The sequence below is a fragment of the Streptomyces sp. bgisy159 genome, from assembly GCF_057707805.1.
Genome location: NZ_JBYIQX010000016.1, coordinates 63,197 through 86,319, shown reverse-complemented (window position 1 = coordinate 86,319; position 23,123 = coordinate 63,197). Strand labels below are relative to the sequence as shown.

The window sequence follows — 23,123 nt, the reverse complement described above, 5'->3', positions numbered from 1 at the left end:
GCAACGGGCCTCCGGTGGGGCGACGACCGACCTCCGCGGCGTGCGCCGCCGGGACCCCCGGCGGGCGGGGGCGCTTCGCACGCGCGCCGGGGCACGACGGGAACGCACGCGCGACTCCGTGCGCCGGTGACCCACCCGCGATCGCACGCGTTTCCCCGGTATGACCCGTACCTACCCGGCGCCCGCACCGCACCGCCAACTCTTCGTCCCCGCGCCCGTGCACGCCGGGGCAGAATCGGTTCCGCACGCCCCGCGGTACCTCCCCGTGCCGCCGCGCGCCCCCCGGCACGCCCCGCCGCCGCCCCAGGATCCGCCGATCTACCGGGCTCTGATGCGTGCCTGGGCCGACCACGGACGCACCCTGCCCGGCCGACGCGACCCCGAGTGGGTGCGGCTGGTAGCCCCCTTGGTGCGGCCGGGGCAGTTCAGCGCGTCTGCGGACCCACTAGGTGACGGGCGATGACCATCCGCTGGATCTGGTTGGTGCCCTCCACGATCTGCAGCACCTTGGCCTCGCGCATGTAGCGCTCGACCGGGAAGTCAGCGGTGCAGCCGTAGCCGCCGAGGACCTGCACGGCGTCGGTGGTGACCCGCATCGCGGTGTCGGTGCAGTGCAGTTTGGCCATGGCGGCCTGCCGGGCGAACGGACGCCCGGCGTCCTTGAGCCGGGCCGCCGCCAGATAGAGGGCGCGCCCCGCCTCGATCTGGGTCGCCATGTCGGCGAGCAGGAAGCGCAGCCCCTGGAAGTCGGCCAGGGGCCGCCCGAACTGCCGCCGCTCGGCCGCGTACGCCACGGCCTCGTCGAGGGCGGCCTGCGCCAGGCCGACGGCGCAGGCCGCGATGCCGAGCCGGCCGGCGTCCAGCGCGGCCAGGGCGATCGTGAAGCCCTGGCCCTCCTCGCCGATGCGCCTGCCGTCGGGGACCCGTACCCGGTCCAGGTGGAGCTGGGCGGTGGGCGAGCCCTTCAGACCCATCTTCTTCTCCGGCGTCGCGGCCGTGAGGCCCGGGGCGTCGCCGGGCACCAGGAAGGCGGTGATGCCGCCCGGTCCCGCCCCGCCGGTGCGGGCCATGACCGTGCAGAAGTCGGCGATACCGCCATGGGTGATCCACGCCTTCGTGCCGCTGATCAGCCAGTCGTCGCCCTCGCGTTCCGCCCGGGTCCGCAGGGCCGCCGCGTCGGATCCGGCGGACGGCTCGGAGAGGCAGTAGGCGCCCAGGAGCCCGCCGCCGAGCATGCCCGGCAGGTATGCGGCCCGCTGTCGTTCGGTGCCGTACGCGGCGAGCGCGTAGGACGCCAGGCTGTGGACGCTGACGCCGAGCCCGACGGTGAGCCGGGCCAGCGCCAGTTCCTCCAGGACCTGCAGGTACACCTCGTACGGCTGGTCGCCGCCGCCCAGGGCGGAGTCGTACGGCAGACCGAGCAGTCCCGACTCCGACAGCAGGGTGAACAACTCGCGCGGGAACCGGCCCGCTTCCTCCTCCCGGGCCGCGTGCGGGGCGATCTCGCGGCGGGCGATGTCCCTGACCAGAGCGATCAGTTCACGGGCCTCGTCCGAGGGCAGCGGGCGGTCCACCGGCTTCGGGGCGCGGTCGGGCATGGCGGGGTCCTCCTTCCGGGCCGGCCGGCGGGGTGCGCGCTGTGAGTATGCCCGCGTGCCCGGCCCCCCGCACGGCGGCGGACGGCACCGTCGCCCGGCCACGGCCGCCTTCGCGGCAGCACGGTCCGGTCGGCGCCCGGGTCGGCGTCTTGCGGGGTTCGGAAATCAGCCGTTGCGGCGGGCCGGCACGGGGGCGGGGCAGGTGGGGTCCATCTCCTCCACGGCCCGCAGGGAGCCCCCCAGGGTCTTCACGAGCAGATCGCGCACGGTGTCGCGGGGCAGCTCGGGGCGGGCGATCCAGTCGAGGGTCGCTCCCTCCACACCGCACACCCAGGAGAGCAGACCGGTACGGGCGAGCGGGGGGATGTCGGTACGGCCGTACGCCCCCTCGGCGATGGTCGCGACGATCGCCTCGCGCACCCCGTCCCGGATGGCGTGCACCTCGGTGTCGAAGCCGACGCCGCCGCTGACGATCGTGCGGTAGGCGGCCTGGTTGTGCTCGGCGTAGCGCAGATAGCCGTCGATCGTGCGGTGGGCCCGGTCCACCTGGGGCAGCTCCCGCCCGCTCGCAGCGAAGGAGACCAGGTCGGCGACCGAGTCCTGGATGATCGCCAGGTAGTAGCCGCGCTTGGACTGGAAGTAGTAGTAGATCAGCCCCTTGGCGACGTGCGCCTGCTTGGCGATGTCGTCCATCGAGAGGGCGTCGTACGACGTGTCGGCGAACAACTTCCGCCCGATGGCGATGAGTTCGGCTCGGCGCGCCAGTGAGCGTTCGGTTCCGCGCGCTCGGGGGCGGACGGCGTCGCGCTGTTGCGGGATGTTCAATGTCGACCCTGGTCTCAACGGTCGGTGGGACCTCCGCAGTATGTCAGGTCATGCATGCGTCATGTCACATCTGTCACATGACTCGTCAGATGATCACATCAGTCCCCGTCGGGGTGGAGACGTCGCCCACGGGGGCCGGGTCAGCGCACACCCACCGCGGCCAAGGCCGTGCGCTGCTCCGCGGCCGGGTGCGCCGGGAAGTACAGGTAGCAGACACCGCCCGTGCCGGAGGCGACCTTGCCGCCGGCGGCGTACCGCTTGGTGCGCAGCCAGACGTTCTCGAACTCCCGCCGCCGGTAGACCCGGCGCACCGCCGCGTCGCGGGGCGCGGCCGGGTCGTTGACGACCACGTCGCCGTCGCCGGTGAAGCCGACCACCGTCATCAGGTGCCCGGCGGTGCCGTACCCCGCACCGGTCAGCTCCCCCTTCAGGAAGGACTGGGAGGTGATGACCGGGATCCCCGCCGCGATCAGCGTCTCCAGGTCGGTGAGTGAGGTGAGCCGGGTGACCACGCCCTGCAGGCCGTCGAAGGTGGCCGCGTACGCCGCGTTGAACGGCCAGTTGCCGCAGCCGCCGTACCGGTGGTCGTAGGTGTGCCGCGCGGCATGGCACACCTGCGGGTCCGCGTAGTCGGTGTCCACCCAGGCGAGTTGCTCCGCGGTGAGCCGGCCGCCCCAGTACTCGATCACCATCTGCGAGGAGGTCGGGCTGCACCACGCCTCTCCGCCGCCGTCGTACTCCGGGTACTGGCCCTTGTGGATCTCCTGCGAGTAGCGCGGCACCTTCAGCTCCCGCCCCACCCGGCCGGGACGGGTGGCGGGGACGGTGAAACGGTCGGGGATGTCGGAGCCCATCGCGCCCAGCCGCCGGACGGTGGGGGTGAGCCGGGTGCCGGGGCGGCGGTACAGGGTCAGCCGCAGCCGGTACGCCACCAGCCGGAGGCCCGCCGTGGCGTCGTCGAGGGACAGGGTGTCCGTCCAGACGGTGCTGCGGCCGTCGCTCTGTCCGGCGACGGAGGTCCGCCGGATGTCCCGGTCGCCGGACGCCCAGCGGCCCATCACGTACCACGGGGTGTCCCGGTCGTCGGAGTACGTCCCCTTCAACTCGACCTGGAGCCAGGTGCCGGCCGGGGTGTGCGCGTTCCAGGAGGCGATGATCTCCGTGGCGGGCACGGTGAGCCGATGCGCCGGCGCGGTCCAGGTCGCGTACTCCCAGGCCGCGGTGGTGCCGGTGTGCGGGTCGCGGTAGTCGGTGGTGCCGCGGGGCACGTCGACGACCAGGCCCGGGCGGCTGCCGGCGACGGCCCGGGTCCCGCGCGCGGTGCCGCCGCACCACTCCGGGTACGTCGTCCACGAACGGTGGTCGACGGGCCGGGTCCGGGCCGCGCCGAGGCGCCCGCCGTCCGCGGCGCCCGTCCAGAGGTCCGGATCGGCCCCGTCGCCGGCCGTGGCGCTCGTCCCCGAGTCCGGACCGGACCGGCCGGCGGCCGCCGCCGTGGCCGGGACGGCGGCGGCACCGCCCGCCGCCGCGGCCACGGCGACGGCCAGGAGACGGCGTCGGGACGGCTGAGGCTGTTCGGCTTCGCTCATGGGCGGGTGACTCCCAGGGTGTCGTCCGGAACGGGGGCCGGCGGTGCACGGCTCGCGCCCACTATGACCGCGCGGGTCCCCCGCCACCAGCACACCGCGCCCCGCACCACACGCATGGCCGACCCACCGCGGGCGCCACCCCCACCCGCCACCCGGCTCGGCTCCCGGCGCCGCCGCCCGCGCCGCGGCACCACCCGGCTCGGCTCCCCGTGCCGCCGCCCCGAGCGGCACCCTCTGCCGGAACCCCGTGCCGCTACCGCCCCGAGCGGCACCACCCGGCCGGAACCCCGAGGGCGTCGAGCCACCGCCCCCTCCGCTGTCCGGCCCCCACTAGACTGGCCTACTCCCCCTCGTCCCCCTCCCCCCAGGACCCCGCCATCGACCAGCTCGCCGCCCGGCTCCGCCGTCTCCCCCCGTCGTGCGGGCCGGTCCGTCTCGTCGGGGTCGACGGGCACGCCGGGTCGGGGAAGTCCACGTTCGCCGCGCTGCTCGCGGAGGCGCTGGGCGGGGCACCTGTCCTGCATCTCGACGACATCGCCAGCCACACCGAACTCTTCGCGTGGACCGAGCGGCTGCGGGCACAGGTGATCGAGCCGCTGCGCCGCGGCGAGACGGCGCGGTACACGCCGTACGACTGGCCGGCGCGCCGCTTCGGGCCGGCCCGGTCGCTGCCTCCGGCCCCCGTGGTCCTGGTGGAGGGCGTCGGCGCCGGCCGCCGGGAGCTGCGTCCGGGGCTGGCGTGCCTGCTGTGGATGGAGCTGTCGGCCGAGGAGTCGTGGGCCAGGGGCCGCGCCCGGGACGGGGAGGAGCAGCGGGAGTTCTGGGACGGGTGGGTCGAGGCGGAGCGCCGGCACTTCGCCGCTGACCCCTCGCGACCCCATGCCGACTTGCTGGTACGGCAGTTGAGGCGGGGTTATGTGATGCTGCCGGGACCCAGCGCGGCGGGCACACAGGGGGAAGATGTCACGCAGGGTGATGGGCCACCCGCGATGTGGTGAACTTGTGAAGACCCCTGCGGAAGAAGTTTCCCCGGTGCCTCGCCTTCGCTTGACCCGTGGCCCGGGCAGGACTTACGTTCTCAATGTGCGGCGAGGGAAGCCGCCCCCCTACGCGAAGCCCCCGGTTGTTCCCCCGTGACCGGGGGCTTCGTTCTGCCCGCGCGGCGTCCCTCGGGCCGGGAGACGGACGCGCGACGGCGTGATCCCGTCACCCAGGGTCACCACCGCCGGTTGCGCCCCCCTCTGCTCCCACCTCGTCGAACGTGCCGTGCGGCACCCTTCGGCGGGCGACACCCCCGCGGGTACGATGCCCTCGGTGCGACCTAGGGACGGCTGCTTCACGCCCGTCGCAACTCCGGTCCGCGGCACGGTTTGTGGGGGACGTGATGGACTTCGGCACGCGGGGCCCCGAGGCCCCGGCCGACCTCGCCTGGCTGCGAGGCGTGGACGCCTACACCATGGGCGCCTATCCGCAGGCCGAGGAGGAGTTCCGCGCCGCGGTGCGGATCGATCCGGGGATGGCCGACGGCTGGCTGGGACTGCATGCGCTGCGCGTGGACACCACCACCGCCCTGCTCCGGATGTTCCGCCATCGCGAACGCTTCGGCGAGCAGCGCGCCCGGCACCGCCGCACCCTCAACTCCTGGTACTGGCTGGGCTGGTGGGTGCAGCCGGTGCTGGAGAGCCCGCGCGATCTGCTGCTCGCGCACGCCTCCCACTGGCTCGACGGGCGCCACGTCCCGGAGTTGGACCGTGCGCTCGCCGGGCTGCCCCCGGTCGACTCCGACCACCAGGTCCGCTTCCTGCACGCCTGCCGGGCCTATCTGGTCAAGGACTGGGAGCAACTGGTCCGGCACACCGACCCGTTGCTCGACGACCCGCTGCTGGGGATCGAGGCGGGGCTGTTCGGGGGCATGGCCCGGGTCCGGCTGGAGATGTACGGGCAGGCCGAACCGCTGCTGTCGACCGCCCTGATGCGCTGCCGCAGCGAGCAGCCGCAGCGCAAGGAGCTGCGCTACTGGCTGGCCCGGGCCCACGAGGGCACCGGCCGGTCCGCCGCGGCGCTGCCGCTGTACCGGGCGGTGCACCGCGTCGACCCGGCCTTCATGGACACCTCGGCCCGGCTCGCGGCCATCGCCGAGGGCGACGGGTACGACGACCCCGCCGACCTCGCGGCGATCACCCTCACCGGCCTGGGACAGGACAACGTGGACGGGCCCGACACCCTCGACCCGCTGTTCGGCACCGAGGGCCGTGATCTCAGGCTGGGCGACCCCGCCGAACCGTCGGCCGGGGGGCCGCTGCCGGCGGTCACGGATCCGGCGGCGCGCCACAAGACCCCGGTCGCCTCGCCGTCACTGCCCGCCGGGCCGACCGACCCCGGCTTATTGGAGGAGGCGCTCGCCGAACTGGAGCGCATGGTGGGGCTGGAGCCGGTGAAACGGCAGGTCAAGGCACTGTCGGCACAGCTGAACATGGCGCGCCTGCGGGCCGGGCAGGGACTGCCGGTGCAGCCGCCCAAACGGCACTTCGTCTTCTCCGGCCCGTCCGGCACCGGCAAGACCACCGTGGCCCGCATCCTCGGCCGGGTCTTCTACGCGCTCGGGCTGCTCGGCGGCGACCACCTCGTGGAGGCGCAGCGGGCCGACCTGGTCGGCGAGTACCTCGGGCAGACGGCCGTGAAGGCCAACGAGCTGATCGACTCCGCGCTCGGCGGGGTCCTCTTCGTCGACGAGGCGTACTCCCTGTCGAACTCCGGCTACGGCAAGGGCGACGCGTACGGCGACGAGGCGCTGCAGGTGCTGCTGAAGCGGGCCGAGGACAACCGCGACCACCTGGTGGTGATCCTCGCCGGATACCCGGAGGGCATGGACCGGCTGCTCACCACGAACCCCGGGCTCTCCTCCCGCTTCACCACCCGCGTCGACTTCCCCTCCTACCGGCCGCTCGAACTGACCGAGATCGGCAAGGTGCTCGCCGCGGAGAACGGGGACGCGTGGGACGAGGAGGCACTGGACGAACTGCGGTCGATCGCGGGGCACGTCGTCGACCAGGGGTGGATCGACGAACTGGGCAACGGGCGGTTCCTGCGGACCCTGTACGAGAAGAGCTGTGCGTACCGGGACCTGCGCCTGTCGACGTATGCCGGGACCCTGTCCCGGGAGGACCTGGCGACGCTCCGGCTGCCGGACCTGATGCAGGCGTACGGGGAGGTGCTGAGCGGCCGGTCGCCGCAGGGTCCCCCAGCGGCGTGAGGGACCCCGCGGGCGGGGCGGCGGTGACACCGTGTCCCGCCCCCGCGGCCGCCGCTAGGCCATCGCCTCCTCCGGCTCCCCGCTCGCCCTCGGTTCCGTCAGCCGCACCTGCGGGAACTCCCGGTGGGCGGGGTCGCGGACCTCACCCACCAGCAGTTCCAACACGTCCTCCAGCGCGACCAGTCCGAGCACCTTGCCGCTCGCGTCGGCGACCTGCGCCAGGTGGGTGGCGGCCCGGCGCATCACCGTGAGCGCGTCGTCCAGCGGCAGCTCGGAGCGGAGGGTCGTCATCGGGCGCCACACGTGCTGCGGCACGGCCCGCTCGGAGTCCTCCAGGTCGAGTACGTCCTTCACGTGCAGGTAGCCCATGAAGGCGCCGTTCCCGGCGGCGACCGGGAAGCGGGAGTACCCGGTGCGGGCGGTCAGGGCGACGATCTCGCCCGGGGTGACCGACGGACTCACCGTGATCAGGGCCTCGCGTCCCAGGAGCACGTCGGTGACCGGGCGCGAGCCGAGTTCCAGCGCGTCCTCCAGCCGCTCCCGTTCCTCGGGGCCGAGGAGGCCTGCCTCGCCGGAGTCCTCCAGCAGCCGGTTGAGCTGCTCGCTGGTGACGACCGCCTCGACCTCGTCCTTGGGCTCGACGCGGAACAGCCGCAGGATGCCCTGGGCGCAGGCGCCGAGGGCGACGGTGATCGGCCGGCACAGACGGGCGAACCAGACGAGACCGGGGCTGAGCCACAGCGCGGCCTTCTCCGGGGCGGCCATGGCCAGGTTCTTCGGGACCATCTCGCCGATGACCAGGTGGAAGAAGACCACCGCGGCGAGCGCGACGACATAGCCCAGGGGGTGGATCATGCCGTGCGGCAGGTGGATCCACTCGAAGACCGGCTCCAGCAGGTGCGCGACGGTCGGCTCGGCGACCGCGCCCAGGGTCAGCGAGCAGACGGTGATGCCGAACTGGGCGGCGGCCATCATCTGCGGCAGCCGCTCCAGGCCGTACAGCACCTGGCGGGCGCGGGCGGTGCCGAGCGGTTCGATCTGGCTGCGGCGCACGGAGACGAGCGCGAACTCGGCTCCGACGAAGAACCCGTTGGCGAGGACCAGGAGCGCGGCGAAGAGCAGTTGCAGGACGCTCATCGGGCGACCTCCACGACGGCGCCGGTGCGCACCAGCCGGACCCGTTCGGCCCGGTAGTGGCCGACCCGGCGCACGGAGAGCCGCCAGCCGGGCAGTTCCACGCGGTCGCCGACGGCCGGGATCCGGCCGAGCAGGTCGGCGACGAGGCCGGCCACCGTCTCGTACGGCCCCTCCGGGACCTGGAGTCCTATGCGGAGCAGGATGTCGACGCGGCAGCTGCCGTCGACGTCCCAGGCAGGCCTGCCGTCCTCCGGCGGGGCGGGGGCGAGCTCGGGGGTGTCCAGGCCGTCGTGCTCGTCACGGACCTCGCCGACGATCTCCTCGACGATGTCCTCCAGGGTGACGACACCGGCCGTGCCGCCGTACTCGTCGACGACGACGGCGATGGGCTGCTCGCTGCGCAGCCGGGCCAGCAGGGGCTGGACCGGCAGCGTCTCGGGGACGAGCAGGGCCGGGCGGGCGATCCGGCCGACGGGGGTGCGCAGCCGGTCGTGGACGGGCACGGCGAGGGCGTCCTTGAGGTGGACCATGCCGGCGATCTCGTCGATCTTCTCCCGGTAGACGGGGAAGCGGGACAGACCGGTGGCGCGGGTCAGGTTGACCACGTCCTCGGCGGTCGCCGACGACTGCAGGGCGCTGACCTTCACCCGCGGGGTCATCACGTGCTGGGCGGTCAGCTCGGCCAGGGACAGGGTGCGCACGAACAGGTCGGCCGTGTCCTGTTCCAGTGCGCCCGCCTGGGCGGAGTGCCGGGCCAGGGAGACCAGCTCGCCGGGGGTGCGGGCGGAGGCCAGCTCCTCGGTGGGCTCCACGCCGAGCGCCCGGACGAGGCGGTTGGCGACGGCGTTCAGCGTGGCGATCACCGGGCGGAACAAGCGGGAGAAGACGTGCTGGGGGCCCGCCACGAAGCGGGCGACCTGCAGGGGGCGGGAGACCGCCCAGTTCTTCGGCACGAGTTCGCCGACCACCATCTGGACGGCGGAGGCCAGCAGCATGCCGATCACGACGGCGACCCCGGAGACGGCTCCCTCGGGCACGCCGATCGCGCGGAACGGGCCTCCCAGCAGGTCCGCGAGCGCCGGCTCGGCGAGCATGCCGACGACGAGGGAGGTGATGGTGATGCCGAGCTGGGTGCCGGAGAGCTGGAAGGAGAGTTCCTTCAGGGACTGCACGACCGTGCGGGCGCGCCGGTCGCCGTCGGCGGCGGCCTTCTCGGCCTCCGGACGCTCCACCGTGATCAGGCCGAACTCGGCGGCGACGAAGAAGCCGTTGGCGAGGATGAGCAGGAACGCGGCCGCGAGCAGCAGCAGGGGGACGCTCATGATGCCGCCGCCTCGGTATCTCGGGAGGGGGCGGCGCAGGTACTACAGGACGATCCGTCCATCGCTGGAGGGAGTCACTCCTCGGGTAGCAGGAAGCCTCTGAGGGCCGGACGGCACCTCAGGGGCGGAGGCGACGTCGTCGCCTCCGCCAACAGATTAATCAAGACAGGGCCCGTTGCGGCAGGGTGGACGCCCCGGAGTCAGCCCTGATCCTTCTCGGGGTCCCCGATGGCGTGGGCCTCGGCGAGGGCGCGCAGGGTGCGCGCGTCCTCGATCGCCCTGGCCCTGGCGATGCCCGGCTGGATGCCGAGCGCGGGCAGGCTGGTGCCGTCGCTGAGGTCGAGGAAGACCCAGGGGTCGCCGGGGCGCAGGTTGACCCGGAGGATCTCGGCCCAGTGCAGGCGCCGCCGGCCGGCGATGTTCACCACGGTGACGCCGGTGTCGTCGGCGACGACCTTGACGCGGGCGAGCAGGGCCAGCACGCCGAAGATCAGTGCTCCGGTGAGGATGAAGCTCAGCCGCTCCCCCGGGCCGAGCTGCTCCAGCAGAAGAGCGATCGCCGTGATGACGGCGAAGATCGCGGCACCGGCGGTGAGCAGGACGGCGCGGGTGCGGCCGGGCCGGAAGGTGACGGGCAGGGCGGGAAGCTCGGACATCGCTGCGGGGGTTCCTCAGAGGCGGCAGGCGTGGATGGCCGTGGTCAGGATGGCCCGCGCGCCGATGGCGTACAGGTCGTCCATGATCCGCTGCGCCTCCTTGGCGGGGACCATGGCACGCACGGCGACCCAGCCCTCGTTGTGCAGCGGGGAGACGGTCGGGGACTCCAGGCCGGGGGTGAGCGCGACGGCCTTCTCCAGCTGCTCGACCCGGCAGTCGTAGTCCATCATCACGTAGGTGCGGGCCACCAGGACGCCCTGGAGGCGGCGCAGGAACTGCTGCACCTTGGGCTCCTCGGCGTCCGCCCCGGTGCGGCGGACCACGATGGCCTCGGACCTCATGATCGGCTCGCCGAACACCTCAAGGCCGGCGTTGCGCAGGCTGGTGCCGGTCTCGACGACGTCCGCGATGACCTCGGCGACACCCAGCTCGATGGCGGTCTCCACCGCTCCGTCGAGGTGGACGACGGAGGCGTCCACGCCCTGGTCGGCGAGGTGCTTGGCGACGATGCCCTCGTAGGAGGTGGCGACCGTCCGGCCGGCGAGGTCCGTGATGCCGGTCGCGGTGCCCGGCTTGCCGGCGAAGCGGAAGGTGGAGCGGGCGAAGCCGAGCGGGAGGATCTCCTCGGCGTTGGCGCCGGAGTCGACCAGCAGGTCGCGGCCGGTGATGCCGATGTCGAGGCGGCCGGAGGAGACGTAGATCGCGATGTCGCGGGGCCGGAGGTAGAAGAACTCGACCTCGTTCTCCGGGTCGACGATCCGCAGCTCCTTGGACTCGCGGCGCTGCTGGTAGCCGGCCTCATGCAGCATCTCCGCCGCAGGGCCGGACAGGGAACCCTTGTTGGGGACGGCGATGCGCAGCATGAGGTCGGCTTCCTTCGCTCGGTTCGGGAGGGGAACGGGTGCGGCTTACAGGTGGGCGTAGACGTCGTCGAGGGAGATGCCGCGGGCGACCATCATCACCTGGACGTGGTACAGCAGCTGCGAGATCTCCTCGGCGGCCGCTTCCTTGCCCTCGTACTCGGCGGCCATCCAGACCTCGGCGGCCTCCTCGACGACCTTCTTGCCGATGGCGTGGACGCCCTTGCCGACCAGTTCGGCGGTGCGGGAGGTGGCGGGGTCGCCGTGGGTGGCCTTGTGCTGGAGCTCGGTGAAGAGCTCCTCGAACGTCTTATTGGACATGGTGACGCTCAGCCTATGCCACACCCGGGCTTCGTCAGCGCCAGGGTTCGGATACTGAACGCAGGGTGGCCGCGGTGGCCACCGCCGCCGTCACCGCCTCGTGGCCCTTGTCCTCGTTCGAGCCCGGCAGCCCGGCCCGGTCCAGCGCCTGTTCCTCGTTGTCACAGGTGAGCAGGCCGAAGCCGACGGGGACGCCGGTGTCGACGGAGACCTGGGTGAGGCCCTGGGTGACGCCCTGGCACACGTAGTCGAAGTGCGGGGTGCCGCCGCGGATGACGACGCCGAGCGCGACGATCGCGTCGTAGCCCCGCCCGGCCAGCACCTTGGCCACCACCGGCAGTTCCCAGCTGCCGGGGACGCGGAGCAGCGTCGGCTCGTCGATCCCCAGCTCGTGCAGGGCGCGCAGGGCGCCGTCGACCAGACCGTCCATCACCTTTTCGTGCCACTGCGCCGCGATGACGGCGACCCGCAGGTCACCCACATTGCGTACGGACAGTTCCGGTGCGCCCTTGCCGCTCACGTGTCTCCTTCGGTGCTGTGCTCTGCTGTGCTGTGCCGTGTTACTGGTTGCCGCAGGTGGACGCGGACGGGGCCGCGGGGGGCGCGGCGGGGGCCGGGTCCAGCCAGGGCAGGTCGTGTCCCATCCGGTCCCGCTTGGTGCGCAGGTAGCGGATGTTGTGCTCGTCGGCCCGGACGGGCATGGGCTCGCGGGCCAGGACCCTGATCCCGTGCCGCACGAGGGCGTCGGACTTGTCGGGGTTGTTGGTCATCAGCCGTACACCGCGCACGCCGAGGTCGGCGAGGATCTGGGCGCCGGCTCCGTAGTCGCGGGCGTCGGCGGGCAGGCCGAGCTCCAGGTTGGCGTCGAGGGTGTCGCGACCGCGCTCCTGCAGCTCGTACGCGCGCAGCTTGGACAGCAGGCCGATGCCGCGCCCCTCGTGTCCGCGCAGGTAGACGACGACGCCGCGGCCCTCGGCCTGGATGCGCTGCAGGGACGCGTCGAGCTGGGGGCCGCAGTCGCAGCGCAGGGAGTGGAAGACGTCGCCGGTGAGGCACTCGGAGTGCAGGCGGACCAGGACGTCCTGGCCGTCGGTGAGGTCGCCGTGGACCAGCGCGACGTGTTCGACGCCGTCGACGGTGGAGCGGTAGCCGTACGCGGTGAAGGCGCCGTGGGCGGTGGGCAGGTGGACCTCGGCCTCGCGCCGGACGGTGGGCTCGGCGCTGCGCCGGTAGGCGATCAGGTCCTCGATGGAGATGATCGTCAGCCCGTGCTTGCGGGCGAACGGGATCAGCTCGGGCAGCCGGAGCATCCGGCCGTCCTCGCCGGCGATCTCGACGATGGCGCCGGCCGGCCGCAGGCCCGCGAGGCGGGCGAGGTCGACGGCGGCCTCGGTGTGGCCGTCGCGGACCAGGACGCCGCCGGAGCGGGCGCGCAGCGGGAAGATGTGGCCGGGCCGCACCAGGTCGGCGGGCTCGGCGGTGCCGCTCGCCAGCAGCCGGAGGGTGGTGGCGCGGTCGGCGGCGGAGATGCCGGTGGTCACGCCGTGGGCGGCGCCGGCGTCGACGGAGACGGTGAACGCGGTCTTCATGGACTCGGTGTTGTCCGTGACCATCTGCGGCAGCTGGAGCCGGTCGAGTTCCTCGCCCTCCATGGGGGCGCAGATCAGTCCCCGGCACTCGCTCATCATGAAGGCGACGATCTCGGGTGTGACCTTCTCCGCCGCGACGACGAGGTCGCCCTCGTTCTCTCGGTCCTCGTCGTCGACGACGACGATGGGGCGGCCGGCCGCGATGTCGGCGATGGCCTGTTCCACGGGGTCGAGGCTGAGGTCCTCGAAGCCGTCGGTGTCGTAGAGAACGGATGCCGTGGTCATGCGGGGGCTCCTTCCAGAGCGGGCCGCGGGCTCCTGCGGGAGCGCAGCCACCAGTCGCGCATGCCCCACAGGACGAGCGCGCCGTAGATGACGTAGACGAAGCCGGAGAAGGCGTAGCCGTTGGCGAAGTTCAGGGGGACGCCGACCAGGTCGACCAGGAGCCAGGCGAACCAGAACTCGACCATGCCGCGCGCCTGGGCGTACATGGCGACGACGGTGCCGACGAAGATGTAGGCGTCGGGCCAGGGGTCCCAGGACAGGGACGGGTGGGCCTTGAAGAGGAGGGCGACGGCGACGGTGCCGGCGGCGGCCGCGGTGAGCATGGCGGCGCGCTCGGGCCAGGTGGCGAAGCGGGGGGCGATGTGGCCGTCGTCGGCCTGGCCCTTGTTCCGGTTCCACTGCCACCAGCCGTAGACGGCGACGACCGCCACGACGGCCTGCTTGCCCGCGCTGCCCGCGAGATGCCCGTAGAAGGCGGAGAAGAGGATGAGGCCGGACCAGAACTGCACCGGCCAGCTCCACACGGAGCGCCGCCAGCCGAGGGCCAGGGCGGCCAGGCCGAACAGGTTGCCGATCATGTCGGTCCAGAGGATGCCCTTGCCGAACAGGACGAAGGCCTCGGAGTTGAGGGAGTTCACTTCCCGGCCCCCGGGCCGGTGGTGAGCAGCCGCTCGACGTACTTGGCGACGATGTCCACTTCCAGGTTGACCGGGTCGCCGGGCTGCTTGCGGCCGAGCGTGGTCAGGGCGAGGGTGGTGGGGATGAGGCTGACCGTGAAGTGGTCGGTGCCGGCCTCGACGACGGTGAGGCTGATGCCGTCGACGGTGATGGAGCCCTTTTCGACGACGTAGCGGGCGAGGTCGGCGGGGAGGGAGATCTTCACGATCTCCCAGTGCTCGGAGGGGGTGCGGGCCAGCACCTGACCGGTGCCGTCGACGTGGCCCTGCACGATGTGGCCGCCGAGGCGGGCGCCGACGGCGGTGGGGCGTTCCAGGTTGACGCGGGAGCCGACGGTGAGCGCGCCGAGGCTGGAGCGCTTCAGGGTCTCCGCCATGACGTCGGCGGTGAACTCGTCGCCCTCGTGTTCGACGACCGTGAGACAGACACCGTTCACGGCGATGGAGTCGCCGTGCTTCGCGCCCTCGGTGACGACGGGGCCGCGCAGCCGGAAACGGGAGGCGTCGCCGAGGTTCTCGACGGCGGTGACCTCGCCCAGCTCTTCGACGATTCCGGTGAACACTTCCCGGGTCCTCCTGCCTCGTTCGGGCACGGACTCCGGGGCTGTCGATGACGACAGAAAGTACGGGCGACGACACCGGGGGCGACGCCGGACAGACTCGTCCGCGGACGAGTACCTGTTCGGCGGCGCGCACGCATGCCCGCCCGCCGCGCACTGCCTCCCATCCGGACTTTAACCGTCGGTCCAGGAATTTCACCTGGTCAACCGGTCACTGGACGTGACCGGGTCGCGGACTGTAACCGCCGGTTCGGACTTTCACCGACCCCGGAGTGCGCTGCTTCTTGTACAGGGCCAGTGTGCCACGACCGCCATGCGTCCATGCGGGTGAACCATGTGGAGTGGCTCACAGGAATCCGTCACCGAACCCCCCTCCCGCGATTGGTCCATACCTATTGACGCATTGGTCTAGTCCTCTCTAGGGTCTGCCCAACTTCCGTGGAGAGGAACCGACTTTGCTGTCCCCCACACCGCACCGCCATCGCACCAGACCCACCCTGCTCGCCGGTGCCGCCGCAGTCGCCGGACTGCTGCTGGCCGGCCTTCCGGCGACCGTGTCCCAGGCCGCCGACCAGTCGTCCTGCCGCCCCGACGGGCTGTACACCACGCCCGGGGTGGACGTCCCCTACTGCTCCGTCTACGACTCGGCCGGCCGGGAGAAGATGGGCGCCGACCACCAGCGCCGGGTCATCGGCTACTTCACCGGCTGGCGCACCGGCAAGGACGGCAAGCCCGCCTACCTGGCCTCGGACATCCCGTGGGACAAGGTCACCCACATCAACTACGCCTTCGCGCACGTCGACGGCGCCCACAAGATCTCCGTCGGCACCGACGGCCCTGCCAACGCGGCGACCGGCATGACCTGGCCCGGCGTGGCGGGCGCCGAGATGGACCCGCAACTCCCCTACCAGGGCCACTTCAACCTGCTCAACAAGTTCAAGAAGCAGCACCCCGACGTCAAGACGCTCATCTCGGTCGGCGGCTGGGCCGAGACCGGCGGCTACTTCGACGACGACGGCACGCGGGTGAACTCGGGCGGCTTCTACTCGACGGCCACCAACGCGGACGGCTCGGTCAACCAGGCCGCCATCGACACGTTCGCGGCATCCGCGGTCGACTTCGTCCGCACGTACGGTTTCAACGGCGTCGACATCGACTACGAGTACCCGACGACCATGAAGGACGCGGGCAACCCGCTCGACTGGTCGCTGTCCAACGCCCGGCGGGCCGGTCTGGTCAAGGGCTACGCCGCCCTGATGAAGACGCTGCGCGAGGAGCTGGACCGGGCGGGAGCGGCGGACGGCAGGCACTACCTGCTCACGGTCGCGGCGCCCTCGTCGGGCTATCTGCTGCGCGGCATGGAGACCTTCCAGGTCCAGAAGTACCTGGACTACGTCAACATCATGTCGTACGACCTGCACGGCGCCTGGAACGAGTACGTGGGGCCGAACGCGTCGCTCTTCGACGACGGCAAGGACGCCGAACTCGCCGCGGCCGGCGTCTACTCCACCTCCCAGTACGGCGGGATCGGCTATCTCAACACCGACTGGGCCTACCACTACTTCCGCGGCTCCATGCCGGCCGGACGGATCAACATCGGGCTCCCCTACTACACCCGGGGGTTCAAGAACGTCACGGGCGGCACGGACGGTCTGTGGGGCAAGGCCGCCACGACCATCTGCCCGGCCGGCTCCGGACTGACCAAGTGCGGGGACGGCGCGGTCGGCATCGACAACCTCTGGCACGACCTGGACACCGACGGCAAGGAGTCGCCGGCCGGTTCCAACCCGATGTGGCACGCCAAGAACCTGGAGAAGGGCATCGTCGGCGACTACATCACGCGCTACGGCTTCCCCGCCGGCACCGAACTGACCGGCACCTACACCCGCAAGTACGACGCCGCCCTGGTCGCGCCCTGGCTGTGGAACGCCGAGAAGAGGGTGTTCCTGTCCACCGAGGACGAGCAGTCGGTGAACGCCAAGGCGGACTACGTCGTCGACCGCGGCATCGGCGGCACGATGGTCTGGGAGCTGGCCGGCGACTACGCCTGGAACGCGGCCAAGGGCCAGTACGAGCAGGGGTCGACGCTGACGACGGCCATGTACGAGAAGTTCAGATTGGCCTCCCCGTACGGCGCGAAGCGGTCCACGATCGACCTGCCCGCCGAGGCGCTGGACATCGGCGTGGACTTCGGGCAGTTCCCGCTCGGCGACTCCAACTACCCGATCAGCCCGAAGCTGAGGATCACCAACAACACGTCGGTGACCCTGCCGGGCGGCACGGAGTTCCGGTTCGACTACGCCACCTCGGCGCCCGGCAACGCCAAGGACCAGTCGGGGTGGGGCACTTCGGTGCTCCGCAGCGACCACACCGGCAGCAACGTGGGCGGCCTGAAGGGCGACTACCACCGCGTCTCCCTGAAGCTGCCCGCGTGGCAGACGCTGGCGCCGGGCGCGTCGGTGGAGCTGGACTTCGTGTACTACCTGCCGGTGTCGACGCCGTCCAACTGGACGGTGACGTTCGGCGGGAGGACGTACGCCCTCGCCGGTGACCTGGCGCGCGGGACGACCGTGGTGGAGCCGGGCACGGGTGGCGGCCCGAGCCCCAGCCCGACCCCCTCGGGATCCACCGGCCCGTCCCCGAGCCCCTCGCCCTCCCCCTCGGGATCCACCGGCACCTGCGCGAACCCCGCTTGGGACGCCGTCACCGCCTACACCGGCGGGAATGTGGTGTCCCACAACGGGCACTCGTGGAAGGCCAAGTGGTGGACGAAGGGCGAGGAGCCCGGCACCACGGGCGAGTGGGGGGTGTGGCAGGACCTCGGGTCCTGCTGACACGGACCGGGCCCGGCGGCGGTGACGACGGCCCTTGCCCGCCGCCGGGCCCTCACGTTCTGGCAGGCTGAGTGCATGACAACAGGCCTCGCCGACGAGTTCCAGGCCCAACGCTCCCGGCTGTTCGCACTCGCCTACCGCATGCTGGGCTCCGCTGAGGAGGCGGAGGACACCGTGCAGGACGCCTGGCTCCGGTTCCACGGGGCCGACCGCGACGGCATCGAGCAGTTGGGCGCCTGGCTGGCGAAGGTCGTCACCAACCTCTGCCTCAACCGCCTCACCTCGGCGCGGGCACGGCGCGAGGCGTATGTCGGGCCGTGGCTGCCGGAGCCCGTGGCCACCGCCGACGGTGCCCTCGGCCCGCTGGAGTCGGCCGAACAGCGCGACGCCGTGTCCCTGGCGGTACTGGTGCTGCTGGAGCGGCTCACGCCGGTGGAGCGCGCGGTGTACGTGCTGCGGGAGGCGTTCGGGTACGGGCACCGGGAGATCGCCGGGCTGCTCGACCTGAGCGAGGCCAACTGCCGCCAGCTGTACCGGCGGGCGACGCAGCGGGTGGCGGCTCCCGAGACGCGCTTCACGCCGGCCCCGGACCGGCAGGCGGAGCTGGTGGAGAGTTTCCTGACGGCGGCCCGGGAGGGCGACCTGGCCGGCCTGGAGAAGCTGCTCGCCGGTGACGTGACCTGGTGGAGCGACGGCGGCGGCAAGGTCAAGGCGGCGCTGCGGCCGATCGAGGGCCGGGAGAAGGTGGTGCGCTTCACGACCGGCGTCTTCGAACGGTTCGCGGCCGGCTACGTCCTCACCGTCGCCGAGGTCAACGGGGCGCCGGCCGTCCTCGCCTGGAACGGGGAGGAGCTCTGGGGGGCGGTCACGTTCGTCTACCGGGACGAGACGATCGTCGGGCTGCGGGCCGTGGTCAACCCGGACAAGCTGGGGTTCGTGGGCCGGCAGCTCGGGAGGCCCTGAGCGGGCGGCGGGCCGGAGTGTCACATTCCGGCGGGCTGTCCGGTCCCAGCAGGTGAGGGACGCCCGTCCGGGACGTCCGGCAGCACGCACCACCCGAAGGGGCTGAACGCCATGACCACGATCCTGGTGACCGGCGGTACCGGAACACTCGGCCGGCTCGTCGCCGAGCGGCTGCGCGCGGACGGGCACGAGGTACGGGTGCTCAGCCGGCACAGTCGGCCGTACGCCGTCGACCTGCGCGAGGGCGGCACCGCGCTCGACGACGCCGTGGCGGGCGTGGACGCCGTCGTGCACTGCGCGTCCACCCCGCGCGGCGGTGACGAGCAGGCCGCCGCCCATCTGATCGCGGCGGCGCGGCGGGCCGGGGTGGGGCATCTGGTGTACATCTCGATCGTGGGGGTCGACCGGGTGCCGTTCGGCTACTACCGCACCAAGCTGGCCGTGGAGCGGCTGGTCGAGGAGTCCGGGCTCGGCTGGACGATCCTGCGCACGACGCAGTTCCACGATCTGCCGGTCACGCTGTTCCGGACGCTGGCCAGGCTGCCGGTGCTGCCGCTGCCCAAGGGGGTGCCGGACCAGCCGATCGAGGTCGCGGAGGTCGCCGACCGACTCGCGGAACTCGCCGTCGGCGCGCCCGCCGGCCGGGTGCCCGAGATGGGCGGCCCCGAGGTCCGCACCCTCGACTCCCTGGCCCGCTCCTACCTGCGCGCCACCGGCAAGCGCCGCCGCGTCGTCCGGATTCCCCTGTGGGGCGCGACCTACCGGGCGTTCCGCGCGGGCGGGCACCTGACGCCGCACGCGGTGGGCAAGGGCACGTTCGAGGAGTACCTGGCGCACGCCGAGGGGCGGGGGTAGCCGCGTCGGGCAGGTCGTGCGGGTCGGGGCCGTCGTGACGACGCGTCCGGGGTGGGCGTGCGCGGCCCAGCCGGCGTCGCCGCCGGGTCCGACGGCCGGGGCGCGCCCGGACGCGGAGCCGTGCCCGCGCCCGCCCCGCCGGTCGGCGGCGCGGGGCCGTTCCGGGGGCGCCGAGTGCGCGGCTGCCCGGACGCCCGGGCGCGGTCAGTGCTCGTGGGGAGCGACAAGGTGGTCCTGGGCGGACTCCCGCGCGGTGAGCAGGGCCCCGCGCAGAACGGCCGGGCCGCCCAGAGTGCTGTGGCGGACCTCGGTCGCCAGAGGCGCCATCCGGCGCAGCCGCTCCCCCACCCGGTCGGCCAGCTCGGCACCGCCCGCCTGGCCGACCTCTCCGCCGAGCACCACACACCCTGGGTCCAGGACGGCGACGACGGAGGCGACGCCGAGGACGATCCGGTCGGCGAGGACGTCCAGGAAGCGGGCGGCCGCCTCGCGTGCGGGCCCGCCAGGCGGACCGACCTCCTCCCCCGGGCCCGCCCCGTCACGGGCCCCGGTCCACGCGCCGCCTCCGATCGAACCCTCGGTGTCCGCCGTACCGTCTGCGCCCCTCACTCCACCGCCTCCGATCGAACCGCCGGCGTCGGTCAGGTCACCGCGGCCCGGCTCGCCCGCCCCCGCGCCGCTCACGGAGTGGCCCGCCGGGCCGCCCGGCCGGGCATCGTCGGGGCCCTGTACGCGCAACGCCTCGGTCGCCGATCGCACCGCGGCCGCCGCGGCAGGAGCGTCGTCCCCGGGCGGTGCCGCGACGCCGTGCTCCCGTGCCAGAGCGACGACCGCCGCCGACCCGGCCAACGAGTGGAAGCCGCCGTCGCAGTCCTTGGCCGAGGGCAGTCCGCGCGTGCCCGGGACCGGCAGGAAGCCGATCTCGCCGGTGCCGCCGGAGGCGCCGCGCCGCAGGGCGCCGTCGAGGACCACGGCCGCGCCGGTGCCGTGACCGAGCCAGAGGAGGACGAAGGTGTCGCGGTCGGTGGCCGCACCCTCGCGCTGTTCGGCGACGGCGGCGAGGTTGGTCTCGTTCTCGACCGTCACCCGGGCGTCGGAGAACCGCCCCTGAAGTGCCGCCACGAGGCGGCGGTGCCACTCCGGCAGGCCGGTGGAGTCGCGGAGTTCGCCGGTCGCGGGGTCGATCAGGCCGGGCGCCCCGATGCCGACCGTGTGCAGCGTCCCCGGCACCCCCGGCTCCCCCGCCACCACACCGGCCTCCTCCGCCGCGCGCTCGACGAGCGTCACCGCCTGTTCCACGGCGGGCCCGGTGCCGAGGTGCCCGCCGATGGGCCGGGACGCCTCCGCCAGCACCCGCCCCACCAGGTCGGACACCAGCACGGACACCCCCTCCGTGCGCACGTCCAGCGCCGCCAGACGCGCGCGGTCGGCGGCGATGCCGTAGAGCTTGGCGTTGGGTCCGCGCCGCTGCTCGCCCGCCTCGCCGACGACCCCGACGAGCCCGGCGGCGGTGAGGCGCTCGACGAGGTCGGCGACCGTCGGCCGGGACAGCCCGGTGAGCCGCTTGAGCTGCGCGGCCGTCAGGGGGCCCTCCTGCTGCAGCAGCCGCAGGGCGAGCCGGTCGTTCATGGCCCGGGCGGTGCTCGGGGACGCTGGCTTCGGTGCGGACATGCCGCGCATCCTCCCAGATCGGCGGGGCGTGCGACCCGGTGGCCACTTCACCGTCTATCTATCAGGCAAGGTCCCTGATAGTTTACGGCGGCACCACGGAACCCACGACAGGGCACCGGACGACACCGCAACACCTCGTCGCACGCACGTCACCGCGCGACAACACGACACCCACGACACGTCGACGGCGTAAGACGACGTCGACACCCGAGTCCGTCGGCCCGAAGACGGACCCGGACCACGGCACGGACCGCGACGCGGACCAGGGAGGGGCCGGAGAATGACGGAGATGGCTGACGAACAGCGCGACGTCGTGCGCGCCCGGTACGCCGTGGCGGCCGTGTTCGCCGTGCACGGAGCGGTCACGGGCTCGTTCGCCACCCGCGTGCCGTGGATCCAGGACCACGCCGGGGTGAGCGCGGGCCAGTTGGGCTTCGCGCTGGCCTTCACCGCGTTCGGCGCGTCCTGCGCGATGCCGCTGGCCGGCCGGATCACCCACCGCTTCGGCAGCCGGCCCGCACTGCGCGGGCTGCTGGCGCTGTGGACGCTGTCGCTGGTACTGCCGGCCCTGGCGCCGAACCTGGTGACGCTCTGCCTGGCCATGTTCACCTACGGCGCCACGGCCGGCATGGCCGACGTCGCCATGAACGCGCTCGGCGTCGAGGTCGAGCACCGGCTCGACCGGTCGATCATGTCGGGTCTGCACGGCATGTGGAGCGCGGGCGCGCTGCTCGGCTCGGCGGGCGGCACCCTGGCCGCGCACCTCGGCTCGGACGCCCGCCTGCACCACGTGCTGGCGGCGGCCGTGCTCACCCTGCTGGGCCTGCTGGCCTGCCGCTGGGCGCTGGACCTGCGGCCCACCGAGGACGAGGAGCCGCCGCCACGGTTCGCCCTGCCGCCCCGCTCGGCGCTGCTGATCGGCGCGGTGGGCTTCTGCGCGGTGTTCGCGGAGGGCGCCAGCCTGGACTGGTCCGCCGTCTACCTGGAGGACGAGCTCGGCACCTCGGCCGGCCTGGCCGCCGCCTGCACCACCGGGTTCATGCTCACCATGGCGGTGGCACGGATCGCCGGCGACGCGCTGGTGAACCGGTTCGGTCCGGTGCGCACGGTCCGCGCCGGCGGGGTGCTGGCCGTGCTCGGCGGAGTGCTGATCGTCGCCGGCGGTCACCCGGCACCGGCGATGGCCGGCTTCGCCCTGATGGGGCTCGGCATCGCCGTCGTGGTCCCGCTGTGCTTCGCCGCGGCCGGGCACAGCGGCCCCAACCCGAGCCAGGCCATCGCGGGCGTCGCGACGATCACGTACACCTCGGGGCTGATCGCGCCGAGTCTGATCGGCGGTGTGGCGCAGGCGACCAGCCTGATGGTGTCGTTCGGCGTGGTGACGGTGCTGGCGTGCGGGCTGGTGGTGTTCGCGGGTGTGCTGCGCGCCGACCGCGGCACCGGCGCGAAGATCAGTCCGCCGGCCGCAGCAGTGCCCGACCGGCAGCCCTGAAGGTGTCGCTCCAGGGCGCGGGGCGCAGGGTGGCCGGGTCCAGCCGGACCAGCACCCGGGTGCCGCGCGCGTATGTGGTGAGACCGTCCGCCGAGCAGAGCCGGAAGCCGTAGGTCAGCCCCGTCGTGCCCAGGCGCTCCAGCCAGAGGTGGACGGCGTAGGTGCCGGGGCTGGTCACGGGGACCTCGTAGGTGACGCGGAGTTCCTTGACCGCGTTGCAGGCGTCGCCGGCCGCCACCCAGTCCCCGTCGAAGCGGACGCCGTGCTCCTGCCACAGCTCGGTCCAGGCCCGCTCCACGAGCAGCGGGTAGCGGGCGTTGTGCAGCAGACCGAGCGCGTCCAGGTCGTCGAAGTGGACGGTGACGGGGATCAGCCGGCCGTACGACAGGGGGGCGGGGGCGATCGGGGCTTCGGCGGTCACGGTGGGGACTCCTGGGTGCATGGGACACGTACCGCCATCCTAAGCGGATGCTCACCCCGGGTTCCGACCCAGAAGGCTCCGGACTCGCACGCACGACCGAAAGCGAAACCGCACCAAGGATCTTGGCGTCCGCCGGGCCCTGCACCGCGACGGTCGCACCCCGCGCCCGCGGCCGTGGTCCGCCCCGACGAACGGCTCATCAGGTGGCCCTCGG

The 23,123-nt window shown here is 73.0% G+C and carries 20 protein-coding genes and 1 riboswitch; of the genes, 6 read left to right on the top strand and 14 right to left on the bottom strand.

The features are described 5' to 3' along the window. Positions 1 to 425: 425 nt before the first annotated feature. The 3 genes from AC3ET3_RS17925 to AC3ET3_RS17915 form a co-directional block, all read right to left on the bottom strand. A complete protein-coding gene (locus AC3ET3_RS17925) occupies positions 426 to 1,598 on the bottom strand; it encodes an acyl-CoA dehydrogenase family protein (protein ID WP_432137570.1) in 1,173 nt (390 codons plus the stop codon). Between the two features lie 165 nt (positions 1,599 to 1,763). After that, positions 1,764 to 2,423: a TetR/AcrR family transcriptional regulator gene (locus AC3ET3_RS17920; RefSeq protein WP_435612460.1), complete on the bottom strand. Its 660-nt coding sequence runs from the start codon at positions 2,421 to 2,423 to the stop codon at positions 1,764 to 1,766. A gap of 140 nt (positions 2,424 to 2,563) precedes the next feature. Continuing rightward, a complete protein-coding gene (locus tag AC3ET3_RS17915; protein ID WP_435612459.1) occupies positions 2,564 to 4,012 on the bottom strand; it encodes a C39 family peptidase in 1,449 nt (482 codons plus the stop codon). A 377-nt stretch (positions 4,013 to 4,389) separates the two neighbouring features. Between AC3ET3_RS17915 and AC3ET3_RS17910 the strand changes: the two genes are divergently transcribed. Beyond that, on the top strand, positions 4,390 to 5,010 hold the full coding sequence (locus AC3ET3_RS17910; protein ID WP_435612472.1) for a uridine kinase family protein: 621 nt from the start codon (positions 4,390 to 4,392) through the stop codon (positions 5,008 to 5,010). Between the two features lie 386 nt (positions 5,011 to 5,396). After that, positions 5,397 to 7,265 carry an AAA family ATPase gene (locus AC3ET3_RS17905; protein WP_432137567.1) on the top strand — a complete coding sequence of 623 codons (1,869 nt, stop codon included), beginning with the start codon at positions 5,397 to 5,399 and terminating at the stop codon, positions 7,263 to 7,265. A 54-nt stretch (positions 7,266 to 7,319) separates the two neighbouring features. Here AC3ET3_RS17905 and AC3ET3_RS17900 read toward each other — a convergent pair whose 3' ends face one another. The 9 genes from AC3ET3_RS17900 to AC3ET3_RS17860 all read right to left on the bottom strand — a co-directional run bounded on the left by AC3ET3_RS17900 (position 7,320) and on the right by AC3ET3_RS17860 (position 14,676). Then, positions 7,320 to 8,402: a hemolysin family protein gene (locus AC3ET3_RS17900; protein ID WP_432137566.1), complete on the bottom strand. Its 1,083-nt coding sequence runs from the start codon at positions 8,400 to 8,402 to the stop codon at positions 7,320 to 7,322. After that, positions 8,399 to 9,724 carry a hemolysin family protein gene (locus AC3ET3_RS17895; RefSeq protein WP_432137565.1) on the bottom strand — a complete coding sequence of 442 codons (1,326 nt, stop codon included), beginning with the start codon at positions 9,722 to 9,724 and terminating at the stop codon, positions 8,399 to 8,401. The genes AC3ET3_RS17900 and AC3ET3_RS17895 overlap by 4 nt, the downstream gene beginning before the upstream one ends. A gap of 200 nt (positions 9,725 to 9,924) precedes the next feature. Then, positions 9,925 to 10,380: a PH domain-containing protein gene (locus AC3ET3_RS17890; protein ID WP_432137564.1), complete on the bottom strand. Its 456-nt coding sequence runs from the start codon at positions 10,378 to 10,380 to the stop codon at positions 9,925 to 9,927. Positions 10,381 to 10,395: 15 nt separating this feature from the next. Then, entirely contained in the window at positions 10,396 to 11,244 is an 849-nt protein-coding gene (gene hisG, locus AC3ET3_RS17885; protein WP_432137563.1) for an ATP phosphoribosyltransferase, read from the bottom strand. 45 nt (positions 11,245 to 11,289) lie between these two features. Continuing rightward, entirely contained in the window at positions 11,290 to 11,562 is a 273-nt protein-coding gene (locus AC3ET3_RS17880; RefSeq protein ID WP_406205959.1) for a phosphoribosyl-ATP diphosphatase, read from the bottom strand. A 34-nt stretch (positions 11,563 to 11,596) separates the two neighbouring features. Then, entirely contained in the window at positions 11,597 to 12,082 is a 486-nt protein-coding gene (ribH, locus tag AC3ET3_RS17875) for a 6,7-dimethyl-8-ribityllumazine synthase (protein ID WP_432137562.1), read from the bottom strand. A gap of 40 nt (positions 12,083 to 12,122) precedes the next feature. Beyond that, the gene (locus AC3ET3_RS17870) at positions 12,123 to 13,436 is read right to left on the bottom strand and encodes a bifunctional 3,4-dihydroxy-2-butanone-4-phosphate synthase/GTP cyclohydrolase II (protein ID WP_432137561.1); all 1,314 of its coding nucleotides are present in this window, start codon (positions 13,434 to 13,436) and stop codon (positions 12,123 to 12,125) included. Next, on the bottom strand, positions 13,433 to 14,074 hold the full coding sequence (locus tag AC3ET3_RS17865) for a nicotinamide mononucleotide transporter family protein (protein WP_432137560.1): 642 nt from the start codon (positions 14,072 to 14,074) through the stop codon (positions 13,433 to 13,435). The genes AC3ET3_RS17870 and AC3ET3_RS17865 overlap by 4 nt, the downstream gene beginning before the upstream one ends. Further along, positions 14,071 to 14,676, bottom strand: coding sequence for a riboflavin synthase (locus AC3ET3_RS17860; RefSeq protein WP_432157170.1), 606 nt, complete (start codon positions 14,674 to 14,676; stop codon positions 14,071 to 14,073). The genes AC3ET3_RS17865 and AC3ET3_RS17860 overlap by 4 nt, the downstream gene beginning before the upstream one ends. A gap of 146 nt (positions 14,677 to 14,822) precedes the next feature. Continuing rightward, positions 14,823 to 14,953: riboswitch (FMN riboswitch) on the bottom strand. Positions 14,954 to 15,128: 175 nt separating this feature from the next. On the opposite strand from AC3ET3_RS17860, the gene AC3ET3_RS17855 reads away from it, so the two are divergent. The 3 genes from AC3ET3_RS17855 to AC3ET3_RS17845 all read left to right on the top strand — a co-directional run bounded on the left by AC3ET3_RS17855 (position 15,129) and on the right by AC3ET3_RS17845 (position 19,325). Further along, positions 15,129 to 17,507: a chitinase C-terminal domain-containing protein gene (locus tag AC3ET3_RS17855; RefSeq protein ID WP_435612458.1), complete on the top strand. Its 2,379-nt coding sequence runs from the start codon at positions 15,129 to 15,131 to the stop codon at positions 17,505 to 17,507. 75 nt (positions 17,508 to 17,582) lie between these two features. Beyond that, positions 17,583 to 18,470, top strand: a complete 888-nt coding sequence (locus AC3ET3_RS17850; RefSeq protein ID WP_432137557.1) for an RNA polymerase sigma-70 factor — start codon at positions 17,583 to 17,585, stop codon at positions 18,468 to 18,470. A gap of 111 nt (positions 18,471 to 18,581) precedes the next feature. Continuing rightward, entirely contained in the window at positions 18,582 to 19,325 is a 744-nt protein-coding gene (locus tag AC3ET3_RS17845) for an SDR family oxidoreductase (protein WP_432157173.1), read from the top strand. Between the two features lie 204 nt (positions 19,326 to 19,529). Here AC3ET3_RS17845 and AC3ET3_RS17840 read toward each other — a convergent pair whose 3' ends face one another. Further along, positions 19,530 to 20,996, bottom strand: coding sequence for an ROK family transcriptional regulator (locus tag AC3ET3_RS17840; protein ID WP_435612457.1), 1,467 nt, complete (start codon positions 20,994 to 20,996; stop codon positions 19,530 to 19,532). 280 nt (positions 20,997 to 21,276) lie between these two features. Here AC3ET3_RS17840 and AC3ET3_RS17835 point away from each other — a divergent pair, with 280 nt between their 5' ends. Then, on the top strand, positions 21,277 to 22,488 hold the full coding sequence (locus AC3ET3_RS17835) for an MFS transporter (RefSeq protein ID WP_435612456.1): 1,212 nt from the start codon (positions 21,277 to 21,279) through the stop codon (positions 22,486 to 22,488). Here AC3ET3_RS17835 and AC3ET3_RS17830 read toward each other — a convergent pair. After that, positions 22,448 to 22,909 (bottom strand): acyl-CoA thioesterase, encoded by a 462-nt coding sequence (locus tag AC3ET3_RS17830; protein ID WP_435612455.1) that lies wholly within the window; start codon positions 22,907 to 22,909, stop codon positions 22,448 to 22,450. The two genes, AC3ET3_RS17835 and AC3ET3_RS17830, sit on opposite strands and share 41 nt — an antisense overlap. Between the last annotated feature and the right edge of the window lie 214 nt (positions 22,910 to 23,123).